Annotated in this window: 19 protein-coding genes and 1 tRNA gene; 11 read left to right on the top strand and 9 right to left on the bottom strand. The window is 66.5% G+C overall.

Annotated elements, in window-relative coordinates; translation table 11 throughout:
• Positions 1 to 23: 23 nt before the first annotated feature.
• The 3 genes from pepN to ACXMDM_RS13180 are packed head-to-tail and all read right to left on the bottom strand — an operon-like array spanning position 24 to position 3672.
• The gene (pepN, locus tag ACXMDM_RS13170; RefSeq protein ID WP_259723199.1) at positions 24 to 2687 is read right to left on the bottom strand and encodes an aminopeptidase N; all 2664 of its coding nucleotides are present in this window, start codon (positions 2685 to 2687) and stop codon (positions 24 to 26) included.
• A 48-nt stretch (positions 2688 to 2735) separates the two neighbouring features.
• Positions 2736 to 3203 (bottom strand): glycine zipper 2TM domain-containing protein, encoded by a 468-nt coding sequence (locus ACXMDM_RS13175; RefSeq protein WP_071799932.1) that lies wholly within the window; start codon positions 3201 to 3203, stop codon positions 2736 to 2738.
• A gap of 46 nt (positions 3204 to 3249) precedes the next feature.
• Positions 3250 to 3672: a DUF8650 domain-containing protein gene (locus ACXMDM_RS13180; protein WP_499569779.1), complete on the bottom strand. Its 423-nt coding sequence runs from the start codon at positions 3670 to 3672 to the stop codon at positions 3250 to 3252.
• Positions 3673 to 3842: 170 nt separating this feature from the next.
• Here ACXMDM_RS13180 and ACXMDM_RS13185 point away from each other — a divergent pair, with 170 nt between their 5' ends.
• Positions 3843 to 4988, top strand: a complete 1146-nt coding sequence (locus ACXMDM_RS13185) for a histidine kinase (RefSeq protein ID WP_071799934.1) — start codon at positions 3843 to 3845, stop codon at positions 4986 to 4988.
• Between the two features lie 70 nt (positions 4989 to 5058).
• Positions 5059 to 5131, top strand: a tRNA-Glu gene (locus ACXMDM_RS13190).
• 307 nt (positions 5132 to 5438) lie between these two features.
• Here the strand turns inward: ACXMDM_RS13190 and ACXMDM_RS13195 are convergent.
• Positions 5439 to 6014 carry an SRPBCC family protein gene (locus ACXMDM_RS13195; protein WP_370454078.1) on the bottom strand — a complete coding sequence of 192 codons (576 nt, stop codon included), beginning with the start codon at positions 6012 to 6014 and terminating at the stop codon, positions 5439 to 5441.
• A 166-nt stretch (positions 6015 to 6180) separates the two neighbouring features.
• On the opposite strand from ACXMDM_RS13195, the gene ACXMDM_RS13200 reads away from it, so the two are divergent.
• From ACXMDM_RS13200 to ACXMDM_RS13225, 6 genes are all read left to right on the top strand, one after another.
• The gene (locus ACXMDM_RS13200) at positions 6181 to 7329 is read left to right on the top strand and encodes a ferredoxin-NADP reductase (RefSeq protein ID WP_499569781.1); all 1149 of its coding nucleotides are present in this window, start codon (positions 6181 to 6183) and stop codon (positions 7327 to 7329) included.
• A 149-nt stretch (positions 7330 to 7478) separates the two neighbouring features.
• A complete protein-coding gene (gene zwf, locus ACXMDM_RS13205) occupies positions 7479 to 9002 on the top strand; it encodes a glucose-6-phosphate dehydrogenase (protein ID WP_259723197.1) in 1524 nt (507 codons plus the stop codon).
• A 46-nt stretch (positions 9003 to 9048) separates the two neighbouring features.
• Complete coding sequence (locus tag ACXMDM_RS13210; protein WP_071799937.1) at positions 9049 to 10350, top strand: glucose-6-phosphate dehydrogenase assembly protein OpcA; 1302 nt, start codon at positions 9049 to 9051, stop codon at positions 10348 to 10350.
• A 24-nt stretch (positions 10351 to 10374) separates the two neighbouring features.
• A complete protein-coding gene (locus ACXMDM_RS13215; RefSeq protein ID WP_071799938.1) occupies positions 10375 to 11826 on the top strand; it encodes a cobyrinic acid a,c-diamide synthase CobB in 1452 nt (483 codons plus the stop codon).
• A gap of 35 nt (positions 11827 to 11861) precedes the next feature.
• Positions 11862 to 12473, top strand: coding sequence for a histidine phosphatase family protein (locus tag ACXMDM_RS13220; protein WP_071799939.1), 612 nt, complete (start codon positions 11862 to 11864; stop codon positions 12471 to 12473).
• Between the two features lie 4 nt (positions 12474 to 12477).
• Positions 12478 to 13164: a GAP family protein gene (locus ACXMDM_RS13225; protein ID WP_071801887.1), complete on the top strand. Its 687-nt coding sequence runs from the start codon at positions 12478 to 12480 to the stop codon at positions 13162 to 13164.
• Positions 13165 to 13199: 35 nt separating this feature from the next.
• Here the strand turns inward: ACXMDM_RS13225 and ACXMDM_RS13230 are convergent, their stop codons facing one another.
• The 4 genes from ACXMDM_RS13230 to folD are packed head-to-tail and all read right to left on the bottom strand — an operon-like array spanning position 13200 to position 17140.
• On the bottom strand, positions 13200 to 14678 hold the full coding sequence (locus ACXMDM_RS13230) for an AAA family ATPase (RefSeq protein ID WP_233830994.1): 1479 nt from the start codon (positions 14676 to 14678) through the stop codon (positions 13200 to 13202).
• Positions 14675 to 15265, bottom strand: a complete 591-nt coding sequence (locus ACXMDM_RS13235) for a divergent PAP2 family protein (protein WP_071799940.1) — start codon at positions 15263 to 15265, stop codon at positions 14675 to 14677. Before ACXMDM_RS13235 ends, ACXMDM_RS13230 begins: the two co-directional genes overlap by 4 nt.
• Positions 15262 to 16164 carry a geranylgeranyl diphosphate synthase CrtE gene (crtE, locus tag ACXMDM_RS13240; protein WP_186437605.1) on the bottom strand — a complete coding sequence of 301 codons (903 nt, stop codon included), beginning with the start codon at positions 16162 to 16164 and terminating at the stop codon, positions 15262 to 15264. Before crtE ends, ACXMDM_RS13235 begins: the two co-directional genes overlap by 4 nt.
• Positions 16165 to 16216: 52 nt before the next feature.
• Positions 16217 to 17140, bottom strand: coding sequence for a bifunctional methylenetetrahydrofolate dehydrogenase/methenyltetrahydrofolate cyclohydrolase FolD (gene folD / locus ACXMDM_RS13245; protein WP_071799941.1), 924 nt, complete (start codon positions 17138 to 17140; stop codon positions 16217 to 16219).
• Positions 17141 to 17222: 82 nt separating this feature from the next.
• Between folD and ACXMDM_RS13250 the strand changes: the two genes are divergently transcribed.
• The 3 genes from ACXMDM_RS13250 (at position 17223) to ACXMDM_RS13260 (ending at position 21062) form a co-directional block, all read left to right on the top strand.
• On the top strand, positions 17223 to 19310 hold the full coding sequence (locus ACXMDM_RS13250) for an HDIG domain-containing metalloprotein (RefSeq protein WP_071799942.1): 2088 nt from the start codon (positions 17223 to 17225) through the stop codon (positions 19308 to 19310).
• 48 nt (positions 19311 to 19358) lie between these two features.
• Complete coding sequence (locus ACXMDM_RS13255) at positions 19359 to 20495, top strand: sirohydrochlorin chelatase (RefSeq protein ID WP_259723196.1); 1137 nt, start codon at positions 19359 to 19361, stop codon at positions 20493 to 20495.
• 315 nt (positions 20496 to 20810) lie between these two features.
• The gene (locus ACXMDM_RS13260) at positions 20811 to 21062 is read left to right on the top strand and encodes a DUF2811 domain-containing protein (RefSeq protein WP_071799943.1); all 252 of its coding nucleotides are present in this window, start codon (positions 20811 to 20813) and stop codon (positions 21060 to 21062) included.
• A gap of 137 nt (positions 21063 to 21199) precedes the next feature.
• On the opposite strand, the gene ACXMDM_RS13265 is transcribed toward ACXMDM_RS13260, so the two are convergent.
• Entirely contained in the window at positions 21200 to 22786 is a 1587-nt protein-coding gene (locus ACXMDM_RS13265; protein ID WP_499570430.1) for a GMC oxidoreductase, read from the bottom strand.
• Between the last annotated feature and the right edge of the window lie 112 nt (positions 22787 to 22898).

Below are 22898 nucleotides of genomic sequence, written 5' to 3' on the forward strand. Positions count from 1 at the left end.
TTACGAGATCAGGATCGGCAAGATCAGGATTGGCGCCCTTCGCTGCCGAGGCACTGATCCACCACCTCGCGGGTGTTCGCTGAGAGTTCGGCGGCCGAGAGCCGGGCGGCGGCTTCGCGCATCCGTTCGCCGCGAAGGGGGCCGTAGCTCTGCCAACGGCTGAAGATTTTGGCCATGCGCGAGGCCGTGATCGGATTGCGGCGATCCAGGTCGGCAATCTGATCGGCCATGAAGCGATAGCCCTCACCTCCAATGGCGTGGAACACCGGCGGGTTGCCGGCCAGTCCGCCCAGCACGGCACGGATGGAGTTGGGAGCAGCCGCATCGAAACGCGGGTGGGCCAGCAGCCCACGCACCCGCTCAAGGCCATCGCCGAAAGGAGCGCTGGCCTCAAGGGCGAACCAGGCGTCGAGGATCACCGGCTTCTCCTGCCAACGCGCGTAGAAGGCGGCCATCGCCGCGCTGCGCTCCGGCCCATCCCAGGGCTGCAGGGCCCGCAAGCCCGCCCGGGCAAGGGTCATCGATGGGCCATCCACCGCGGCCGCCGCCGCCGCCATCACGCCACGATCCCCGGCGGCGGCCAGCCAGGTCCAGGCGGTGGCGGTGAGCATCCGCTCGCCATTGCCGGCCGGCCAGGGCTGATCCCAGTGCTGGCGGCAACGCTCAAGGGCCGAGCCAAGCGGGGCGGCGAGGGCTTCACCGAAGCGCCGCTGCAGGGCCAGCTGGGCCGCCAGGAGCAGCGGTGGATCCGGCGTGTCCATGGCCTGTTCAAGCTCGGCCATCCCCGGCAGGGCCATCAGGCAACTGCGGCTGGCATCGCCCAGGTCGTCTTCATTCAAGATTCGCTCAAAAGCAGCGATCAGGCCCGATTCCAGGGCGCTGTCTGCCTCACCGTCGGCGCGGCTGAGCACCGCCTGACGCAGCAGGGTCTGACCGGCATCCCAGCGGGCGAAGGGATCGGAATCGGCAGAGAAGAGCAACAGTAACTCAGGGCGTTGCCGCTCGATCTCCAGCCGCACCGGCGCTGAAAACCCCCGCAACAGCGACAAGGCCGGCGGCTCGCTGGAGCTGGGCAGATCGGCGAAACGAAAGATCTGCTCGGCCTGATCGATCACCAGCAGGCCTTGGGCGCCCAGGGGAAGCTCTTCGCCGCCAGCGCCCAGCAGGCCCAGGGCCAAAGGAATCACGAGCGGTTGCTTCTGCGGCTGCCCCGGGGTGGGCAGGGTGTGCTGGCGCACCTTGAGTTCCAGCACGCCGCCGGCCCCATCCCAGCGCCGCTCGATCCGTAGCACCGGGGTACCGGCCTGGTGATACCAGCGGCGGAAGCGCTGAAAATCAAAGCGAACGGATTGCGATTCTCCGTTCTCTGCCCCAGCGGTGGCGGCCTCTTCCATGGCCGCAACAAAGTCTTCGCAGGTGGCGGCGGTGCCGTCATGACGCTGCACATACAGCGCCATGCCAGCCATGAACAAGCGGTGTCCCAGCAGGGTGTGGAGCATGCGGATCAGCTCCGAGCCCTTTTCATAGATCGTCGTGGTGTAGAAGTTGTCAATCGCCTGGTATTGGTCAGGCTGTACCGGATGGGCCGTTGGACCGGCATCTTCACGGAACTGGGTGTTGCGCAGCATCGAGACATCCTCGATGCGCTTGACAGCAGCGGAATGGAGATCAGCAGTGAAGGATTGATCCCTGAACACCGTAAGACCCTCTTTCAAGGAGAGCTGGAACCAGTCGCGGCAGGTGATGCGATTGCCGGTCCAGTTATGGAAATACTCGTGGGCAATCACACTCTCGATGCGCTCGAGTTCGCCGTCCGTTGCGGTGACCGCATCGGCAAGAACCAGCTTGGAGTTGAAGATGTTGAGGCTCTTGTTCTCCATCGCGCCCATGTTGAAATGGCGCACGGCCACGATGTTGAATTCATCGAGGTCGTACTCCAGCCCATACACGCGCTCATCCCAGGCCATCGCCCGTTGCAGTGAGGCCATGGCGTGGGCGGTGAAGGGGGCATCGCCGGGCTCCACGTGGAGGCGGAGTTGCACGCTGCGCCCCGAGGCTGTGGTGAAGGTCTCGCGCACCTCCTCCAGCCGGCCGGCCACCAGGGCAAACAGGTAAGAGGGTTTGGGGAAGGGGTCGTCCCAGATCGCATAGTGCCGATTCCCCTCCAACTCCCCCTGCTCCACACCGTTGCCGTTGGAGAGCAGCACCGGGCAGTCGCTGCAGTCGGCCTCCAGGCGCACGCGAAAACGGCTGAGCAGATCAGGACGATCAGGATGAAAACTGATCCGCCGGAACCCCTCGGCTTCGCACTGGGTCGTGAACAGTCCGCCGCTGGCGTAGAGCCCTTCAAGGGTGGTGTTGGTCTGGGGCCGGATGCGCACCAAGCTGGTGAGCAGGAAGGGCCCTGGCGGTGGCGCCAGGATCACCAGCCGGTCGTCCTGGCGCTGGTAGGCCGCCGGCGGCAGGGTTTCGCCATCGATGGCCAGTTCCAGCAGTTCGAGGTCCACGCCGCGCAGTTCCAGCGGCGGCGATGGTGACGGGGCCTGGATGGCTGGGGCAAAGGCCAGGGCCGCCTCCACCAGGGCCTGGTCCGAGAACAGGCGCACGGTCAGGTCCGTGCGATCGAGGCGATAGGGAAACGGCTGGTAGTCGGCCAGCCGGGTCACGCAGTGGGGAGCCAGGCTCATCGGGTCTGGAAAGCAACGCTTCCTTGATCCTGGCGCCCCGTTCGGCCCTCACCAGGGCAGGGGGTCGCGGCCCTGGCCGGCATTGCAGCCCACCTGGGAACCCAGCAGGGCCCCAAGAGGCACGGCCCAGGTGCGACCGTCCTGGCGCGAAGCGGCGTAACCGAGGCCGCCGCCGAGAACACCGCCGACTAAGCGGCCGATCGAGCAGCGTTGCTGAAGATTCTGGGCGTCCTGCCAGCTGCTTGGGCCCTGCTGATAGGGGGCCGAGTTGATGCGTTGGCTGGGGTAATCCTGGAAGGGGGCCGGGAAGTTCCTCGCCAGAGAGACGGGGGCCTGATTCTGCCAAGACCTCGAGCCGGCGAGGGCTTCGGCAGGAACAGCCAGCACCAGACCAAGAACAGCGGCGGCCAAGGCGGCCGGTGCCTGAGAGCGAAGCGAGAGCGTGAAGACCATGGCGTGTGAGGCGGTGGAGATCCCCGAAGGGATGCCATCAGCAAAGCCCCAGTCCCCGATCAAAGTGCAACTGAGAAGGCCTCCAGCTACGTCTGAATGCAACCGCCACTTACGGAGCTGGAGGCCGGGCTCCGCCAGCACCCTGTTGCTTGATCGCGTCCTGCACCCGCTTGACCACATCGGCAGGGACCTCCTTGGGGCAAATCTCGACGGCTCCGATCACTGCGGAATTGGTGGACCCACGCCGGATCTCCTCGATCGTGAGTGCCTTGGTGCCCACCTGCTGGATCAAGCCCCCATGCAGCCCCTGAATCACCTGGGCGATGGTTTCGCCGGCGATGCCCACCGCTGTATCGAATTCAACCTTGGCGCTGCGTGAAATGCAGACGTTGACAGCCGCAATCCTGGTGTAAAGCGACATCTCCGCTTCGGTGGCCGGCGCGGCCTGGGCCTCGGGAACCAGCAGCGTCAGGGGGACAATCATCAGGGAGGCCGCCAACAGACGGCTGCTCCAACGAGAGGGAAGTCGCAAAGCAAGAGTGATCATCAACCCCCATGCTGAACCATGATCAGCGGGACATCAATCCACCAGGAGTGCAGCCCATGGAGTGGCTGACCTTGGACTGGACCCAGGACTTGCCCCAATAAGCCATAGGCTGGATCCAAGTTTTGGTTCTGTGACTGGTGCCCGGCTCAGGGGACATGGTCCCCATCACCCTGGATCAGGAAGCAGCTCCTGCAACCCGTCAAGCCCTGACGCTGCTGATTGTCGCGACCTCCCAGCACCTGAGCTCGCCGGGCCTGCGCGGGGTTCTCCAATTTCTGGAGAGTCATGACTATGGCTTCGAGCTGAATCTTCAGATCGCCGATCCAGCCAAACGCCCCGAGTTGCTGGAGCTCTATCGCCTGGTGGCCACCCCCGCCGTGGTCAAGCTCCACCCAGCGCCTCGTCAGGTGTTCGCCGGCAACACCATCCTCGAGCAACTCAAGGGCTGGTTGCCCCGTTGGCAGCAGCTGGAGATGGTGAGCGGCCTGGGAATGAGCCTGCGCCCGGTCGAGAACGATGGCAGCCGCAGCCAGCGGGAACTCCAGCTCGAAGACCAGCTGCTGGTGCTGCGCCAGGAGAATGAAACACTGATTAATCGGCTCGGGGTGCAAGAACGGCGGCTGCGGATGGTCGCCCATGAACTGCGCACGCCCCTGACCGCCGCGAAACTGGCCCTGCAGAGCTTGCAGCTTGGACAGATCGACAACAGCCGCTGCAAGGACGTGCTGAACCGCCGGCTCGACGACATCGAGCATCTCTCCAAGGACCTGCTGGAGGAGGGCACGACCCGATGGGAAGCCCTGTTCAATCCCCAGCGCCTGGATCTCGGCTCAGTGGCAGCGGAAGCCCTGCTGGAGCTCGAAAAACTCTGGGTGGGCCGGGACTTGACACTCCTGGCCGATGTTCCCGCCGACCTGCCTGATGTCTTCGCCGACCAACGGCGCATGCGCCAGGTCCTGCTGAACCTGCTCGAAAACGCCCTGAAATTCACCCCTGAAGGGGGGCAGGTGACGCTGAGAATCCTGCACCGGACCAGCCAGTGGGTTCAGGTGTCAATCTGCGACACCGGCCCTGGAATCCCGAGGGAAGAACAGGAACGGATTTTCCTCGACCGCGTCCGCCTCCCCCAGACCTCTGCCACCACATCGGGATTCGGGGTGGGTCTGTCGGTGTGCCGGCGAATCACCGAGGCCCACGGCGGTCGCAGTTGGGTGGTCTCGGAGCCAGGCGAGGGAGCCTGCTTTCACTTCACCGTCCCGACCTGGAAAGGCCAGCACGCCCTGGCCCAGAGTCCGCCTTGACGAAGGGCCACTCCAAACCGTAGTTTCCAACCACGGCCCGCCTGGCTTAAACGCTGTGCCCCGTGGCCTTGCCCCCATCGTCTAGAGGCCTAGGACACCTCCCTTTCACGGAGGCGACAGGGGTTCGAATCCCCTTGGGGGTATTCAATCGAAGAGGTCGAAGCGTTTTTGCTGACTTTTCGATTGACAACCATTGGCTATTAACGGCGATTCGCTGTTCACAGCGATTGCGCAACCATCCAGCTATGCTGGTTAGCTATTTCTGATTTAAATGGTTAGTTTTCGAGGTTTTTCCTCTTCTTTGGCTCTTATTTTGTGCGAAAACAAACTCGCAGTTAGAAAGGGTTAATCAGTGCTTACGGGCTCTGATGATCAAGCGCTGCTAGTTGCAGCGAACAACGGCTGACCCTGCGTTCGCGATCAAACCTGATTCAGAGGCCTCGTTCAGGCTCAGAACTGCTGCGGCAGGCCTTGGCTGGCCCGACGTTGGGCCTCCCGCTGCACGGCCCGCAGATTGGCGGCCAGATCCTCACGCAGTCGCTGCTCGATCAGGCCGATCGGCATGCCCTGGCGCCCCTGAACCGTCAGTTCGTAGAGAAGCCTGGAGCCCAGGCGATCACCGCTCACCCGCCAGGCCCCCTCGAAGCGCCGGAAATCACCCTGGGTCATCGCGAAGTGAAGCAGGCCTTCCTCGGGCTTTTCGGTCAACTCGAGCTCAACGCGAGCCTTGAAGCGCAGACCGCAGAACTCCTGGCAACCGACCTGCTCCAAGCCCACCCGGGCGCCGCGGCGCCAGAGCAGGCGGGAGGTGGCGAGGTTGGGGATGAAGCGGCTGAGGTTTTCGTAATCGGTGATGACGTCCCAGACCAGGGCATGCTGCAGATCCAGGCGCAGCTGCACGGCGAGGCGGCGCACACCCTGGGGCAAGCGCTCCATGTCCTGCTGAATCGTGTCGAGATCACAGGCCGGCTGGTTCGGATCCAGTCGAGGCTGGGGGGCAATACCGAAGGCCGAAAGTTGCGCCAAGAGAGAAACGCCGAACTCGGGGGGTTGGGAGGTGAGGGCCGCTACACCCCGATGTCAGAACCCAAACCTAACCCTGCCGATCTGGGCGCTGGTGGGCAAGGCCTGGAATTGCCTGCCTGATCAGGCTTGCCTATGATTTGGGCGCATTTTCAGGAACGGTGGCTGAATGCGCACCTCGACAGCAGCGCTTGGCCAGAGCGATTCCCGCATGTTCACCCTTGTGGTTCAGGGACTGGGCGGTCCAAGTCAACGAACCGCCGAGCGACGCCTCAGCGTCTGCTTCAGCCAGATGCAAGCCACCCTCCGTCTGATCAACCAGCAGGGGGCTCGCCTTCTTTCGGTCACGCCGATCGGGGACTCCCCCGAGGCTGAAGCCTCCGCCCCAGTTCCCACCACCCCCTCTCCAACCGTGACCACCACCAGCGCGCACGAGGCACCACCCGTCAACCTCTACAAGCCGAAGGCCCCCTACCTCGGCACCGTGCTGGGCAACTATCCCTTGGTGGCCGAAGGGGCGATCGGCCGGGTGAACCACATCACCTTCGACCTCTCCGAAGGCAATCTCCACTACGTGGAAGGCCAGAGCATCGGCATCATTCCCGACGGCGAAGACGCCAACGGCAAGCCCAACAAACTGCGGCTCTATTCAATCGCCAGCACCCGCCATGGCGACGGCCTGGAAGACAAGACGGTTTCCCTCTGCGTCCGCCAGCTCCAGTACGAAAAAGATGGCGAGACCATCTACGGGGTCTGCTCCAGCTTCCTCTGCGACATTGAGCCAGGCAGCAAGGTGAAAATCACTGGCCCAGTGGGCAAGGAAATGCTGCTGCCTGCCGATGAGGAGGCCAATGTGATCATGCTGGCCACCGGCACCGGCATCGCCCCGATGCGCGCCTACCTGCGCCGCATGTTCGATCCGGGTGAACGTGCCAAGAATCCTGGCTATCAGTTCCGCGGCAAGGCCTGGCTGATCATGGGTGTGCCCACCACCCCCAACCTGCTCTACGAAGAGGATCTCCAGTCGTATCTCACCGAGTTCCCTGACCACTTCCGCTACACCAAGGCGATCAGCCGTGAGCAGAAAAATCCTTCCGGTGGGCGGATGTACATCCAGGACCGGGTCGCCGAACACGGCGAGGAAATCTTCAATCTGATCGAGGATCCCAAGACCCACGTCTACATGTGTGGCCTCAGGGGCATGGAGCCAGGCATCGACGAAGCCATGACCGCCGCTGCCACCGCCAAGGGGCTGGATTGGAGCGTGCTCCGTCCCCAGCTCAAGAAGGCTGACCGCTGGCACGTCGAGACCTACTGAAACGGGTTTCAGCCGCTGGGTTTGACGCTCTTGGCTTGCCTACGGGCAGGCCATTTTTTGCCGAAACCAGCACAAATCTGCCGGCAACGCTGCGCAGGTGCCGTCCTGCCAGCTTTTGTGGGTAGATCAGCCTGAATGACGCCCTCTCCATGACCAGCACCCTCACCAATCCACTCAGGGTCGGGTTGCGCCAGGAGCGCGTGATCTCGCCCCAGTGCCTGGTGATCTTCGGTGCCAGCGGCGATCTCACCCACCGCAAGCTTGTGCCTGCGCTGTTCGAGCTGTTCCGCCAGAGGCGGTTGCCCAGCGAGTTCGTCATCCTCGGCTGTGCTCGACGCCCCTGGAGTGACGACGACTTCCGCGGCAAGATGGCCGAGGCGCTGGCTGACACGATCCGTGATCACCCCCGCGACTGGGAGCAATTCGCTGGAAACCTCTACTACGAACCGGTCGACCTGCAGCAGAGCGAGCAGCTTCTGCGCCTGGCCGATCGCCTCGATGGCCTCGACCGCCTGCGGGCCACGCGGGGCAACCGCACCTTCTATCTCTCCGTTTCACCTGATTTTTACGGCAGCGGCTGCCGCGCCCTCGCCGACGCCGGCCTGCTGAGCGACCCGAAGCGCAGCCGGGTGGTGATCGAAAAACCATTCGGCCGCGATTACGGCAGCGCCGAGAAGCTCAACCGGATCGTGCGGGCCTGCGCCCAGGAGAATCAGGTCTTCCGAATCGACCACTACCTGGGCAAGGAGACGGTCCAGAACATTCTGGTGCTGCGCTTCGCCAACACGATCTTCGAGCCAATCTGGAACCGCAATTTCATCTCCAGCGTGCAGATCACCGCCGCTGAAACCGTGGGGGTGGAGGAAAGGGCCGGCTACTACGAGAGTTCCGGCGCCCTGCGCGACATGGTCCAGAACCACCTCACCCAGATGCTGGCGCTCACCACGATGGAAGCGCCAGGCCGTTTCGACCCCGAAGCGATCCGCAACGAAAAGGCCAAGGTGCTGCAGGCCGCCCGCCTGGCCAACAACACGGAGCCCTGGAAATGCTGCGTGCGCGGGCAGTACAGCGCCGGCGGCAGCCCCAGCGACCCGTTCAAGGCCTACCGCGACGAGCCGGGCGTGAACCCGAACAGCACCACCGAAACCTATGTGGCGATGAAGCTGTTCATCGACAACTGGCGCTGGCAAGGCGTGCCCTTCTATCTGCGCACGGGCAAACGCCTGCCGAAGCGGCTCTCCGAGGTGGTGCTCACCTTCCGGGAAGCTCCCGTCCACCTCTTCGATGCCGCCGGCGGCAGCCCAACGGCCAACCAGCTGATCCTGCGCATCCAGCCCGATGAAGGCGCTGGCTTTGTTTTTGATGTGAAGGCGCCGGGTTCAGGCATGCGCAGCCGACCGGTCGACATGCACTTTTCCTACGACGAATCTTTCGGGGAACCGTCTGACGAGGGCTACGTGCGCCTGCTGGCCGACGCCATGCTGGGTGACCCCACCCTCTACACCCGTGCGGATGAAGTGGAAGCCGCCTGGCGGCTGTACACGCCGCTGCTGGAGCTGATCGAGGACAGCCCCTGGCAGTTGCCGGTTCAGCCCTACGAGGCCGGCACCTGGGGACCCGGTGCCGCCGACAGCCTGCTGGCCTCCGACGGCCTGATGTGGCGCCGTCCCTGAGCTCCAGACACCTGACCAACCGCCGACCCTCCCTGCGCTCGCCCCGATGTCCCCCCAGCTCACCCTTCAGGCCCCGCTCGAACTCTCCCCTGACGAGGTGCCGAATTATCTCGAGCATCTGTGGGGCAGCGAACTCGACGCCTCCACCGGAGCCTCCACCTTCACCCTGGTGGTCTGGGAGCCGTCGTGGCTGCAGCAGCAGCTGATCCGCACCGGCCACATCGACGGGCCGATCAACGGCCTGCTCAACAAGGAGCTCTTCGCCGCCGCCCGCTCGGTCACAGCGGATTGCGGCTTGCCGCTCTGCACCGCTCCGATGGCCCCCGAGCTGTCCCACGCCCTGGGTGAGCAACCGGGTGAACACAAGGCCGAGGATCTGCGCGGTCAGTTTGTGGACCAGGCGATAAGTGCCCACCGCCCGCGCCGGCTGATCACCCTGGCCCCGACCCTGCGCGAAGACCACCCGCTGGAAACGCTGGTGGCCGCCTACTGCCCCCTACCGGAGGAGAGCAGTGGCAGCCCACCGGCCTGTGGCGACGTGGTCGTACTGCGGGGCGGCAAGGGCGCCATCGAGCAAGGCCTGGCCCTTGTGGGTCCGCTGGTGGCGGAGGAGCTCCCTTGCTGGGTGTGGTGGAACGGATCTCTCGATGAATCCCCCGATCTGCTCGAAGCCCTGGCTCTGCCCAACCGGCGGGTTGTGCTCGACAGCTCGATCGGGAATCCCCGCCGCTGCCTCGATGTCTTGGTGGACATGATCGCCACCGGACGAGCGGTGAACGACCTCAACTGGTTGCGGCAGCGCGGCTGGACCGAATCCCTGGCGATGGTCTTCGATCCGCCCGGCCGCCGTGAGGCCCTCAACAAGGTGGTGCAGCTCGACATCGACGTGGAAGGAACGCACCCGGTGCAGGGCTTGCTGCTGGCGGCCTGGATCGCCGATCGGCTCGGTTGGCATCTTCTGAACAGCTACCAGATCCCCGCCGACGGCCTGGATGTGGGCATCGGAGCTGAATTCCAGCGCTCCGATGGCGAGAGCGTCCAGGTGCGGCTGATGTCCGTTCCCGTGGGGATTCCCAACAGCCATCCCGGTGCCCTCGTTGGTCTGCGGCTGATCTGTTGCCCGCAGGGGAAAAAACCGCTGTGCGTGATCCTCTGCTCCGAATCGGGCGGCTGCATGCGCCTCGAAGCCGGTGGGGTGGCGACGATGGAACTGGCCGAGGAGGTGGTGAGCGTCTCGGGGGACAGCGAGGAGATGGAGATGGCCCGCTTGCTCAGCGGTGGACACGACTCCACCAATCCCCTGCTCGCCGCCGCCGCGCCCCTGGCTGCCAAGCTGCTGCCTCTTTGATCCGCGTCCCGACGACCCGCCGGCATGGCCTGTTTGATTGCGGCCCCCTGCAGCGGCAGCGGCAAAACCCTGCTCAGCCTCTGCCTGACGGCATTGGTGCGCCAGCGGGGCGAGACGATCCAAACCTTCAAGGTGGGACCGGATTACCTCGATCCCCAGCTGCTCAGCCTGGCCAGCGGCCGGCCCTGCCGCAACCTCGACAAACTGCTCTGTGGCTCCGACTGGGTGCAGCGCAGCTTCCCCTGGTGGGGGCGGCAGGCCGATCACTGCCTGGTGGAAGGGGTGATGGGCCTCTTCGATGGCCGGGGACCTGGCCTGGAGGGCAGCTCGGCTGAACTGGCCTTGAGCCTTGAGCTGCCTGTGGTGCTGGTGGTGGAGGCCAGCCGCCAGGCTGGATCCGTGGCCGCCCTGGTGAGCGGCTTCCGCGACCATCTCGCCAGCCTCCACGTTGCCGGGGTCGTGCTCAACGGCGTCAGCACCGAGCGACATCAGGCCCTGCTCAGCGAAGCCCTGGCGGCCATCGCCATGCCGCTGTTGGGGGTGCTGCCCCGCCACCCCAGCCTCAACTTGCCCTCACGGCACCTGGGCTTGCTCCCCGCCCACGAGCTCGAAGACGTCGAGTCCAGCCTGGAGGCCTGGTCCGATCTGGCTGAGCGCCACCTCGATCTCGGCCGGCTGCTGCCGCTGCTGGAGCCGCCGCCCAACCCAGGCCCTGCGGGCCACAGCCAGGATCCGATTCGCTGGTGCCTGAAGCAGGCCAGCCCGCAGCCTCAGCCGCGGGCCCAGTCCCAGGCCAACGCCAAGGTCCAGCCGGTGCGCCTGGCGATCGCCAGCGATGCCGCCTTTCACTTCCGCTACCCCGAAGCCAGTGAGCTGCTGGCCGGGCTCGGCCTGGCGCTGCTGCCCTGGCAACCGCTGGCCGATGAGCCCCTGCCAGCCGGCTGCCAGGGCGTGATCCTGCCTGGGGGCTACCCAGAACTGCACGCCGCCGCTCTGGCAGCCAGTGGCCGCAGCCTTGCTGAATTGCGCCGTGCCGCCGCGGCCGGATTGCCGATCTATGCCGAGTGCGGCGGCCTGCTGCTGCTCGGCGAGCAGCTGGTGGACGACAACGGCGGGGCCCACGCCATGGCGGGGCTGTTGCCGTTCTCAGCCCGGCGCGGCGCCCTGCAGCTGGGCTATCGCCAGGCCAGCCCCCTGGCCGACGGCCTGCTGGTCCGCCAGGGGGAGAGCCTCTGCGGCCACGAATTCCACCGCTGGGAGCTGCAGCCAGCGGGCCTCAGGCGGCCTGGGGCGGAGCCAGCGCTCTGGCAGCTCGAAGGCTGGGGCTGGCCGCAACGGCCGGAGGGCTGGAGCCGGCCGAACCTGCATGCCAGCTGGCTGCACCTGCACTGGAGCGGCTGCGCCCAGATCTGCCATCGCCTGGGGGCCGCCGCCGCCGCCGCCCAGCCGCTGGCCCCCGCCCATGCGGCAACCTGAAGCCGGCACGCCGTTCGTTTTTCACCAATCGACCCTTGACGACCTCCCACCAACACCCCACGTCGGAGCTGTGGTTGTTACGCCACGGCGCCACCACCTGGGCCCGCCAGGGGCGCCACACCGGCACTACCGATCTGGCCTTGTTGCCCGATGGCGAAGACGAGGCCCGCGCCCTGGCTTCGGTGCTCTCTCCCCTCAGCTTCGCAGCGGTGCTCTGCAGCCCGCTGCTGCGGGCCCGTCAGACCTGCGAGCTGGCGGGGCTGGCCGGCGCCGCCCTGCCCTGTGAGGATCTGCGCGAGTGGGACTACGGCGACTACGAGGGCATCACCACCGCCGAAATTCGCCAGCAGATCCCCGGTTGGAGTGCCTGGAGCCATGGTTGCCCAGGCGGCGAGAGTGTGGCCCAGGTGGATCAGCGCTGCCAGCGGGTGATCGCCTTGGCCCTGGCCCTGGTGCCGGCTCCCGGCCAACGGGTGGCGCTGTTTGCCCACGGACACATCCTGCGGGCCCTGGGGGGTTGCTGGCTGGGCCTGGGGGCCGCCGGCGGCGGCCTGCTGTCGCTGGCCACCGGTACGGTCAGCGTGCTCGGTCACGAACGGGAACAACGGGTGATCCTGCGCTGGAATGCCCCCACCCCTGCCAGCTGAGCCGATGAACCAGGTCGGTCTCTGGGGCGAGCTGATCGCCTATGGCAGCGGCGTCAGCCTCAGCCCGATCCACATCGGCCTGCTGTTTCTGTTGCTGCTCGGTGCCAACCCGTTGCGGCGGGGAGGACTGTTCGTGCTCGGTTGGATGGTGACAATCGCGCTGATGGTGGGCCTGCTGCTCACCGTGGGCCACGGCTTTCTGCTGAGCATGGAGCAGGGCACCAGCCACCGCACCGGCCTGGACCTGCTCGGTGCCGGTGCCCTGCTGGCCCTCGGGCTGCGCGAACTGCTGCCGAGCAAGCAGGGTCTCAAGGAGCCGCCGGCCTGGTCCAAACAGCTCGATCGCCTCAGCAGCTTGCCGTTGCCGCTGCTGATCGGCGCCAGTGCGGGCCTCGAAGTGATCAGCCCCGACGATGTCTTTCTGGTGGCCAAGGCGGCCGCCGCCCTGCTCGCCGCCGGGCTGGCCTGGCGCCAGGAGTGGATCCTCGCGGCCCTGTTCACCGTGGCCGCCAGCCTGCTGTTGCTGCTGCCCTACCTGGCTGTGGTGCTGAACCGGCAGGGGATCCTGCCGCTGCTGGAGCGGGGCAAGGCCCTGCTGCTGGCACGCAGCGATCTGGTGGTGGGCGGCCTCAGCCTGGCGCTGGCCGGCTACCTGGGCTGGCAAGGGATCGAGGGCCTGCGGCTGAGCTGAGGCTGAGTTCGGCTGAAGCTGAGTTGATCGGGCCCTTAGCCATCGCCTGTTTCCTCCTCCTCCAACCAGCGCCGCCAGTGGTCCGCGTCGGCTTCGCTGCCTTTGGAGCCCACCATCCAGACCGCCGTACGGGCCCGGCTGACCGCCACATAGATCAACTGACGGCGGAGCAGGGGATCGCGGGGCCAGAAGACATCGGCATCGATGAACACTTCGGAGAAACTGCTGCCCTGGCTGCGGTGCACGGTCATCACAGCAGCAGGACCCAGTGAGGCGAAGGAATCGCGCACCAGGAAGTAGCGCCGCCAGAGGCTGCGGCCTTCTTTTTTGCCCGCCTCGCGGGCTTCCGCCGCCAGGCGGGCCAGCACCGCCTCAAGCTGCCGGCGCCCCAACGATCCAGGCGGGGGAAGGAGCCGCAGCGAGAGTGGCGTCTCGCTGCTCTCCACAGCCACCACCTGGGTGTCGATCACGGGGCCGCCACTGACGCCGAAGCCGGCCAGGTCACAGCGCTCCGGAGTGACATCGCGCACCACCAGCTCCCGATTCGAGGCCAGCACCATGTCGGGTTCTTCGCCACCCTCCTCACCCTGCGGGCAGGCCGGTGCCATCACCGCCTGGCGGGTGAGCAGCACTTCGCCGGGCAGCACCGGCAACTGATCAGCCATGGCGCCATGGATGGCGCGACGGGCCAGGGGCACCAGCTGCTCAAGCGAGCGGTTGGTGTAACAGAGGATCCGGGCCTGATCGGGGTTGTCACATTCGGCCGCCCGGCGCAGGGCGGCCTGGGCCGCCTCCAGCCAGGGCTGACGCTCCAGCAGCGCCACCAGCCCTCCCTGCTGGCGCATCACCGGAAGCAGGGGCGGGAGCCGGCAAGGCAGGCGCTGCTCGCGCAGGCCAGTGGCGAGGCGAAGCACCGGCCCCTGGTGGCGCACCACCTCGCTCAGGGCGCAGCGGTGGGCCCGCTCGATCTCAAACACCGGACTGGAGGGGGCGCCAACGGGGGGCAACTGGGCCGGATCACCCACAAACACCAGGCGGGTGGCAAAGGGATGGGCGCCTTGCAGGGCGATCTCCAGCAGCTGGCCATCCACCATCGAGGCCTCATCGATCAGCACCAGGCCCAGGTGTTCGAGGGCCACAGCCGTCTGCTCGGTGGCCTCGCAGACTTCGCGGCCACCCTGGCGCCGCAACTTCAGCCGCAGCAGGCGGTGCAGGGTGGAGGGATGCCAGGTGGCCCGCAAGCCGCTGAGGTCGAGGTAATGGCGCAGCACGCTGACCGCCTTGTGGGTCGGGGCCACCACCGTCCAGCAGAGGCCAAGCTGCTCAACATGGGCCAGAAACGCCATCGACAGAAAGGTCTTGCCGGTGCCGGCATAGCCACTGAGCACGAAGGGGGTGCCATCCGCAGGCCTGGCCAGCCAGCTGACGAAGGCCTCAACGGCCCGTTGCTGGCCGGCGGTGAGCGCAACCGCTGCGGCCGGACCGGGGCCCCTCAACCGATCCGAGCCACTCAACCGATGGGAAGCCAGCCCCAGCCCCGGGCGATCTGCAGGGGGGAGCCGGCCAAGGCCAGGCCACAGAGGGCGATCGCCGGACCGATCAGGCTGCCGACGAGCACCTCGAGGCGGGTGTGGCCCAGGGTTTCCTTGAGAAGCGCCGTTGCCGCAGCCGTGACCGGAAGCTTGTCCGATAGATCTGCCGGTTGGTCTGCTGGGAGGTCTGTTGGTTGATTCACGCTGGCCTCCTGCCAGAGCGCCGCAGGAAGGCTGTTGATCCGTTTGGCCTGCAGGCCGGCGGCGTAGCGCACACCGGTTGCGTCGTACATCACCACAAAGGCAACGGCGCAGGCCAGGGCAAAGAGGGGGTCATCAAAGCCCAGCTGCCAGCCGGTGCCGGCGGCTGCGCCGGTGACCAGGGCCGAGTGACTCGACGGCATTCCGCCGGTTTCGAGCAGGACCGCCGGCCGCCAGCGTTGATACAGCACCAGTTCGACCAGCACTTTGGCGAGCTGGGCCAGGCCACAGGCCGCCAGGGCCCAGGCCAGCACGCCGTTGCCCAGCAGCTGCTGGGGAATCGAGCCTCCCGCAGAGAGCACGCTCATCGATCCCGACTCGTGATGTAGTCAGCCAGAGCGAGCAGGGGCTGGGCCTTGGCCTGCCAGGGGAGAAGGGCCTGCTTGGCTTCAGTCACCAGCAAATCAGCCCGCTGGCGGGATTCCTCCAGCCCAAGCAGCTTGGGATAGGTGGTTTTGTCGGCCGTCAGATCCTTGCCGGCGGTCTTGCCGAGCACCTCACTGCTGGCGGTCAGATCGAGGATGTCATCGATGATCTGGAACGCCAGGCCGATGCCGCGGGCGAACCGGCCAAGGGCATCGAGTAGGGGCTCCGGGGCGCCGGCAATCAGGGCACCGCTCAGCACCGAGGCCCGCAGCAGCGCCCCTGTTTTATGCAGATGGATGTACTCGAGCGTGCCCAGATCCACCGGCTGGCCCTCCGATTCCAGATCCACGACCTGGCCGCCGACCAGTCCAGGAGCACCGGCGGCCAGAGAGAGCTCACCAACCACCTTCAGCAAGCGCTCGGCCGGCACCGCCGGGCTGCGTCGCGCCACCATCTCGAAGGCGCGGGTGAGCAGGGCATCACCGGCAAGGATGGCGTTGGCTTCGCCGAACACCTTGTGATTGGTGGGGCGACCGCGGCGCAGGTCGTCGTTGTCCATGGCGGGAAGGTCGTCATGGATCAACGACATGGTGTGGACCATCTCCAGGGCCACGGCGGTGGGCAGGGCCAGGGCACTGTCTCCGCCAGCCAGTTCACAGCTGGCCAGGCAGAGGATCGGGCGCAGGCGCTTGCCGCCGGCCAGCAGGGAGTAGCGCATCGCCTCCCGCAGTGACTCCGGCCGCTCCGGTCCGAGGGCGCCATCAAGGGCCGCATCGACACGCAAGCGCGAGGCCTCCAGGTAGGCAGCGAAATCAAAACCCGTGCTCACCGCCACGGCCATCGGTACCAGCGCGTTGGCCGGGATTCTCTCAGGCCATCGCACGGCATGGCACTCAAACAAGAAGATCCGCCAACGGATTGTCAACTCCCGGCTGCGCCGCTGAGCTGCGCTTCCACCAACTGGTCACCGTATTGAGCAGCAACATCGTCACCGTCATCGGGCCGACACCACCGGGCACTGGCGTGATCGCCGCGGCGATCGGCTCCACCTCCGCAAAACGCACGTCACCGCAAAGCCGCCCGCGGGCCGCCGGGCCGGCCGCTGGGTCTGGAGCCAGGCGGTGGATGCCGACATCCACTACCGCGGCCCCGGCTCTGACGTGCTCAGCACCCACCAGCAACGGCTGTCCGGCGGCCACCACCAACACCTCGGCCTCGCGCGTGAGTGCGGCCAGATCTCGGCTGCGGGAATGGGCCACGGTCACCGTGGCATTGGCAGCCTGGAGCATCAGGGCCATCGGCTTGCCCACCAGGATGCTGCGGCCGACCACAACAGCCCTGGCGCCTTCTAAAGCGATGCCGGCGCGCCGCAGCAGGGCCATCACCCCGGCTGGGGTGCAACTGCGAGGACCGGGCTCCCCCTTGAGCAAACGACCGAGGTTGAGACTGTGGAGCCCATCGGCGTCCTTCTCCGGATCAATCGCCGCCAGCAAGCTCGCCTCGGGCAGGCCGGGGGGAAGGGGAAGCTGCAGCAGGATGCCGTCCACCTCTGGATCCTCGTTCAATCGTCGGATCACGGCCAGCACCTGATCGGGCGTGGTGTCCACGGGCAGATGGGCGCCGAGGTTGCGAATTCCCACCCGCAGACAAGCCTTTTCCTTGTTGGCCACGTAAACCCCGCTGGCGGGGTCTTCGCCGACCCTCAACACCGCCAGTCCGGGCGGGCGACCGGCCTTCTGGAGATTGGCGGCGATCAGCGCGCTGAGGCGCTGTTCCAGCTCCGCCGCCAGTTGACGACCATCGAGGGACAGAGCCATCGCCGGCGTGCTCAGGTTGTACCAGCATGACAACCCGGCCGCCGCGGCACGCCTCGCTAGCGTTGGTGGACCGGCGGCGGAGATGGTGCTGCACCTGGCTCGCGCCAAACGAACCTGGCGCCAATGGCTGCGGCGGGAATCGCCGCGTCAGGCCTTGTATTGCTGGAAGATCAGGGATTGGCTGGCTGTGCTGCTGGTCTGCGCCCTGGTGGCCCTGGTCTCGAGCTGGCCCTGGCTGGTGGAGCCGATTCTGCGGCCGGGCATCCCGGCCCCGTTCAGTGCTGTGGCACCGCGGGAAGCCACCGTGGTCGACACGGACGCCCTGGAACGACGCCGCTCCCAGCTGGGAACCCGCACCAACGTGCAGGTTGTGGATCGCCAGGCCAACGTCGAACTGCAGCAACGCCTGGAGCGCCAGCTCCAGGAACTGGCCCAGGTGGCCGCAGGCCCCCAGGACCGGGTGGCCCCGCTGGAGCTGGCGCCGCCTGAGCAGGACTGGCTGATGGCCCAGAACCCAGAGCAACGCGCGGCCTGGAATCAGGCCTTGCGCCAGGCCCAGCAGCGCATGCTCAGCCAGGGGGTGGTGGGAAGCGTGGCGAAACAGCAACTGGAGCAGGCCGCCAGCCTGCAGCTGGCCCCATTGCCGGAGACGGCCAAAACCCTGGGCAGCCGCCTGCTGGCGGTCAATCTGCAGGGACGCACCAACCTGCGCAACGATGCCGGACTCAGCCAGCGCTTGATCGAAGAGCTGCTCAACCAAGAAGGGATTCCGCGCATCAGGGTGAAGCAGGGGGACCTGATCACCCAGCAGGGGGAGCCGATCAGCCCCCAGGCCTACGACGTGCTCGATTACTTCGGTATGGTGGATCGCAGGCCCTTGTTGAGGGCCTGGGTGGTCCATTTCCTCGAAGCCTTGGCCGCCTGCCTGGTGACGGTCCTGATCATCCGTCGCTGGCGCAGCAATCTCGAGCCTCGCCACGCCCTGCTGGTGCTTGGCATGCTTCTGGTGGTTCAGGGCTTCAAGCTCTGGCTCGGCAACACCGCCAGCCCCCTGGCCCTGCTGGTGCCGCCCACCTTGCTGCTCGCCCAGGCGCTGGGGACAACCACAGGCCTGGCCTGGCTGGCCTCGGCCAGCTTGTTGTGGCCCCAACCGCTCGACGACTACAGCGAGGTCCGCCTGATCGTCGCGGCGGTGGTCGCGGCGGTCGCGGCGGTCCTGGCGGGGCGACAGCGCAGTCGGGCCCAGCTGGTTCAGCTGGCGATCCTGCTGCCCAGTGGCGCCCTCGCCCTGCAGTGGCTCATGCTCCAGATCGTGGCGCTCTGGCATGGCCGCACCCGACTGCTGCCCAGCGGCAGCGAATTGGGCGGGGAGGCTTTGCTGATGGGCGGCCTGCTGATGGGCGGCCTGCTGCTCGGCCCTTTGGTGGAGAGCTTCTTTGGCCTGCTCACCCGAGCCCGCTTGATGGAACTCGCCGACCTGCAGCGGCCGCTGCTGCGGCGGCTGCAGGTCGAGGCGCCCGGAACGTTTGAGCACACCTTGATGATCTGCGGGCTGGCCGAGGAAGGAGCTCGCGCCATCCATTGCGACGTGGACCTGATCCGCACCGGCTCCCTGTATCACGACGTTGGCAAACTGCATGCGCCGCAATGGTTCATCGAGAATCAGTCGGAGGGGCCCAACCCCCATGACCTGCTCGATGACCCCGCCGGCAGCGCCGCCGTTCTGCAGGCCCACGTGGATGAGGGGCTGAAACTGGCTCGCAAGCACCGCCTGCCCAGGCCGCTGGCTGATTTCATCCCGGAGCATCAAGGAACCCTGCGCATGGGGTACTTCTTCCACCAGGCCCGGGAGCGAGACCCGTCGGTGCCCGAAGCGAACTACCGCTATGTGGGACCCACCCCCCAACGCCGAGAAACGGCGATCCTGATGCTGGCCGATGGCTGTGAGGCCGCCTTGCGCTCGTTACCCCCAAACACCTCAGAGCAAGAAGCGAGTGCGATGGTGCGCCGGCTGATCGATGCCCGGCGCTTAGACGGCCAGCTCAAGGACAGCGGACTGAGCCGCGGCGAACTCGAACTGGTGATCCGTGCCTTCGTGCGGGTCTGGAAGCGGATGCGTCACCGACGCATTCCCTACCCGATTCCGGCCCGCAAGGCCTACAGCGCCTGAATGGTGCCCAACCCCGTGGCGATAGGGTCCATGCAGGCAGATCCGCCCATGGTTTCTTCTTCGCTTCTCTCCTCCGCAGGATCTGGCTCCAGGATCGGTGTGCTGATCTGTGGCCACGGCAGCCGCAACCGACTCGCTGTCGATGAGTTCGCCCGGCTGGCCACCGGGCTGCGCCAGCGCCTGCCCCAGGTACCGGTGGAATACGGCTACCTGGAATTCGCCCGGCCGATCCTGCGCGACGGCCTCGAAAGCCTGCGCCAGCAAGGCGTGGACCAGGTGCTGGCGGTGCCCGGGATGCTGTTCGCCGCCGGCCACGCCAAGAACGACATCCCCTCCGTTCTCAACACCTACACGGCTGAAACCGGCCTGCGCATCGACTATGGCCGCGAACTGGGCATCGATCTCAAAATGATCCAGGCGGCCGCCGCCAGGATCCGTGACGCCCTCGTGCCCGCCGCTCAGACGCTCCCGTCTTTGCACGACACCCTGCTGGTGGTGGTGGGGCGGGGCTCTTCGGACCCGGATGCCAACTCGAACGTCAGCAAGGTGACCCGGATGCTGGTAGAAGGCATGGGCTTCGGCTGGGGGGAAACGCTGTATTCGGGGGTCACTTTCCCGCTGGTGGAACCGGGTCTGCGCCATGCCGTGAAGCTGGGCTTCAAGCGGGTGGTGGTGTTCCCCTATTTCCTGTTCTCCGGCGTGCTGGTCAGCCGCATCCGCCACCACACCGAGCGGGTGGCGGCCGACCATCCAGACATCACCTTCCTTGCGGCCTCCTACCTCGGCGATCACCCCCTGGTGATAGACACCTTCCAGGAACGGGTGGAGGAGGTGGTGCGGGGCGACACGCAGATGAACTGTTCGCTCTGCAAGTACCGCGCTGAGGTGCTGGGCTTCGAGACCGAGGTGGGAGCGCCCCAGCGCAGCCACCACCACCACGTGGAGGGGCTGATCGAAGGCTGCACCCTCTGCGAGCGCGAATGCACCGGGGCCTGCCAGCCCGACGGCGTGCCGATCCCCCTGGGGCATCAGGCCCACAGCCACGGCCACGGTCCTGACCACAGCCATGACCATGGCCACGCTCCCTACCCCCAGGCTGACCATCCGCTGGGCCCACGCAGCCTTGGCTCCAGAGGCTCAGCCGTCTCGACTCCAGGCGAGTCCCAGGAGACAAGCAACCGATAGGTTCTGCTGATCAATCAACGATTTCCCCAGCCGAAGCAGGTTTTCCCCAGCGAAAGCATGGTTTTTCCACAGGTTGAGCGGCGGGAACCGGCTTGATAGCGAGACATCTGGGGATTGTGATGAATTCATCCCCAGGAACTTGACAGCAGCGTGCCATCGCTTTTTCCAATCGACGCCGGCGGCAGGGACAGCCAAAAAACGAGCGAGCAGTTGGCTGTCTCATCCCAACGCCCGGTGGGTTTGGCTGGGATTGGTCGCTTTGACGCCAGGCCATGGTCTGTGGCTTGCTAGGCACGAACGACGCAGGACTGGCAGTTGGGCAACGGTTCAGATCAGGGCCATCGGCACGACGACATCACAGGCAACGAGCTGGTCTCCCTCGAGGCCGAAATTCCCGAGGTGCTCTTCGATGGGATGCGGGAGTTCATTCGCAGGCACCCCCACTGGGACCAATACCGGCTGGTCAGCTCCGCTCTGGCCTGCTTCCTGTTTCAGAACGGCTGCACAGACCGCAACGTCACCCAGCACTACCTCAACGGTCTGTTCCTGCGCCAGGAAGCCAGCTGAGGGGCACAAAAAAAGCGGAATCATGATTGATTCCGCTTTGGTTTCTCCCTTGCCCGACCCTGTGAAAGGTCGCCCCCAGATTGTGCGGCTGGCTCCTTAGAGGCATTGTGGTCGTTGACACCAGTCGCCCGCTCCCGTCAGGAGCCGCGCACAAGATCGTGAGCCGCCCGTTCACAGGCTCTCCAGGTGATCGCCATCTCCGTGAGGGTGGGGCTCTGCCAACCCGAACTGGGCCAGCAGGCCCCATCGGTGAGCAGCAGGTTGGGGGCCCGCCAGCAGCGGTTCCAGGGGTCGAGCACCCCGTCCTCCGGCCGCTCCGCCATGCGGGCACCGCCCAGTTCATGGATGTAGTAGCCGGGTGGAAGCGCCTCGCTGGACACGGCCAGGTTGCGGCGCAGCAGCGGCTCGGCCAGGGGGATCAAGAAAAGGTCTTCAAGGGGTCGGATCTGCCCCCCCGCGGCTGTCACCACCTCCCCCATCCGCTGCTGCATGTGGGCCACCAGCCGCCGTTCGTTTTCGCCCCAGTGGCAGTCGATGTGGGCGGTGGGCAGCCCCCAGGCATCCACCTGATCGGTGTTCAACGTGAGGCGGTTGTGAGCTTCGGGGAGCACCTCGCCAAGACCGCTGAGGAAGCCCACCGCTTCGCTGCGGCGCCGTTTCAGCGGCCCGGGCGGGTCGAAGCGTTGCAGCCCCGCCCAGATTCCATAGCCGCGCAGAAACGGCAGCGCGCCCCCATCGCCGAGGTTCACGGTGTTGGGGATGAAAACGCTGCCAGCAGCGGAGAGTTCGGCGGCTTGGCGGGGGGCTGGCTGGTCCGGGATCGCGAAAAAGCGGCAGCTGGAGATGTGATCCATCAAGTAGCGCCCCAGGCAGCCGGAGGGGTCCTCCACCCCACCGCTCTGGTGGTCGGCGCCGGAGTGCAGCAGGATCCGCACCGATTCGAGGGTGGAGGCGCAGAGCACAACCAGGGCCGCCGGGGCGCGCCGCCGGCGGCCGCTGAGCCGTTCAACGAACACCACGCCATCGGCACGGCCGCTGCGGCGATCACAGCTGACATGGCTCACCACCGCGTTGCTGCGCAGGGTCACCCGGCCGGTGGCGAGGGCCCGGCCCAGGGCACCGGCCTGGGAGCTGGAGGAGGGCCAGGGCTGCTGCCCATCGCCGCGGTTGCCAAGGGCGAACCCACGGGAATGGATCAGGGGGAGGCCGAGATCCTTGCCGATCGCCTGGCCCAGGTGCCGCTCCGCCGGGGTGTAGGGCAGCGGCGGCAGAAACTCCCCATCAGGAAGCTGGGGCAAGCCATCACGCTGGCCATGCACGCCCAGCAGCCGCTCCAGGCGGCCGTAATAGGGCGCCAGGTCATCGTTTTCGATCGGCCAGCAGGGGCCGTGCCCATCGCGGGCAGCCGCCTTGAACTCGTAGTCGGAGAGCCGCAGGGTGATCCCTCCCCAGGTGAGGCTGCGGCCACCCACCTGCCGGCCACGGCTCCAGACAAAGGGCCTCGCTTCGGGGGTGGTGTAGGGGTTCTGGAGCTCGTCGACGTAGAGATCGGGGTTGGTTTTCCAGTAGCCGGGGTGCTGGGCCTGGAGCCGTTGCCGACCGCTGCTGAGCTTGCTGAGCCGGCGCAGGCTGTTGAGCGGCTCACTGCCGAAGGCCTGGGATGGGCTGAGATTGGGGCCGGCTTCGAGCACCAGCACCCGTAGGCCCGCCTCCGCCAGCACCATCGCCGCGACCCCACCGGTGGCACCGGAGCCCACCACCACCGCATCGAATCCATCGAGTTCGCCTGGGGAGGAGGAGGTCGGTGCGATGGGACAAGGTCGCCGGAGGCGAGAG

It is taken from the genome of Synechococcus sp. CS-603, from assembly GCF_977929215.1.

What these genes read in the sequence shown, in the direction of transcription:
- pepN (WP_259723199.1), bottom strand. Translation starts at nt 2,687, where the DNA reads ATGAGCCTGGCTCCCCACTGCGTGACCCGGCTGGCCGACTACCAGCCG.
- ACXMDM_RS13185 (WP_071799934.1), top strand. Translation starts at nt 3,843, where the DNA reads ATGGTCCCCATCACCCTGGATCAGGAAGCAGCTCCTGCAACCCGTCAA.
- ACXMDM_RS13200 (WP_499569781.1), top strand. Translation starts at nt 6,181, where the DNA reads ATGCGCACCTCGACAGCAGCGCTTGGCCAGAGCGATTCCCGCATGTTC.
- zwf (WP_259723197.1), top strand. Translation starts at nt 7,479, where the DNA reads ATGACCAGCACCCTCACCAATCCACTCAGGGTCGGGTTGCGCCAGGAG.
- ACXMDM_RS13210 (WP_071799937.1), top strand. Translation starts at nt 9,049, where the DNA reads ATGTCCCCCCAGCTCACCCTTCAGGCCCCGCTCGAACTCTCCCCTGAC.
- ACXMDM_RS13215 (WP_071799938.1), top strand. Translation starts at nt 10,375, where the DNA reads ATGGCCTGTTTGATTGCGGCCCCCTGCAGCGGCAGCGGCAAAACCCTG.
- ACXMDM_RS13225 (WP_071801887.1), top strand. Translation starts at nt 12,478, where the DNA reads ATGAACCAGGTCGGTCTCTGGGGCGAGCTGATCGCCTATGGCAGCGGC.
- ACXMDM_RS13235 (WP_071799940.1), bottom strand. Translation starts at nt 15,265, where the DNA reads ATGAGCGTGCTCTCTGCGGGAGGCTCGATTCCCCAGCAGCTGCTGGGC.
- crtE (WP_186437605.1), bottom strand. Translation starts at nt 16,164, where the DNA reads ATGGCCGTGGCGGTGAGCACGGGTTTTGATTTCGCTGCCTACCTGGAG.
- folD (WP_071799941.1), bottom strand. Translation starts at nt 17,140, where the DNA reads ATGGCTCTGTCCCTCGATGGTCGTCAACTGGCGGCGGAGCTGGAACAG.
- ACXMDM_RS13250 (WP_071799942.1), top strand. Translation starts at nt 17,223, where the DNA reads ATGGTGCTGCACCTGGCTCGCGCCAAACGAACCTGGCGCCAATGGCTG.
- ACXMDM_RS13255 (WP_259723196.1), top strand. Translation starts at nt 19,359, where the DNA reads ATGGTTTCTTCTTCGCTTCTCTCCTCCGCAGGATCTGGCTCCAGGATC.
- ACXMDM_RS13265 (WP_499570430.1), bottom strand. Translation starts at nt 22,786, where the DNA reads ATGGTGCTGGCGGAGGCGGGCCTACGGGTGCTGGTGCTCGAAGCCGGC.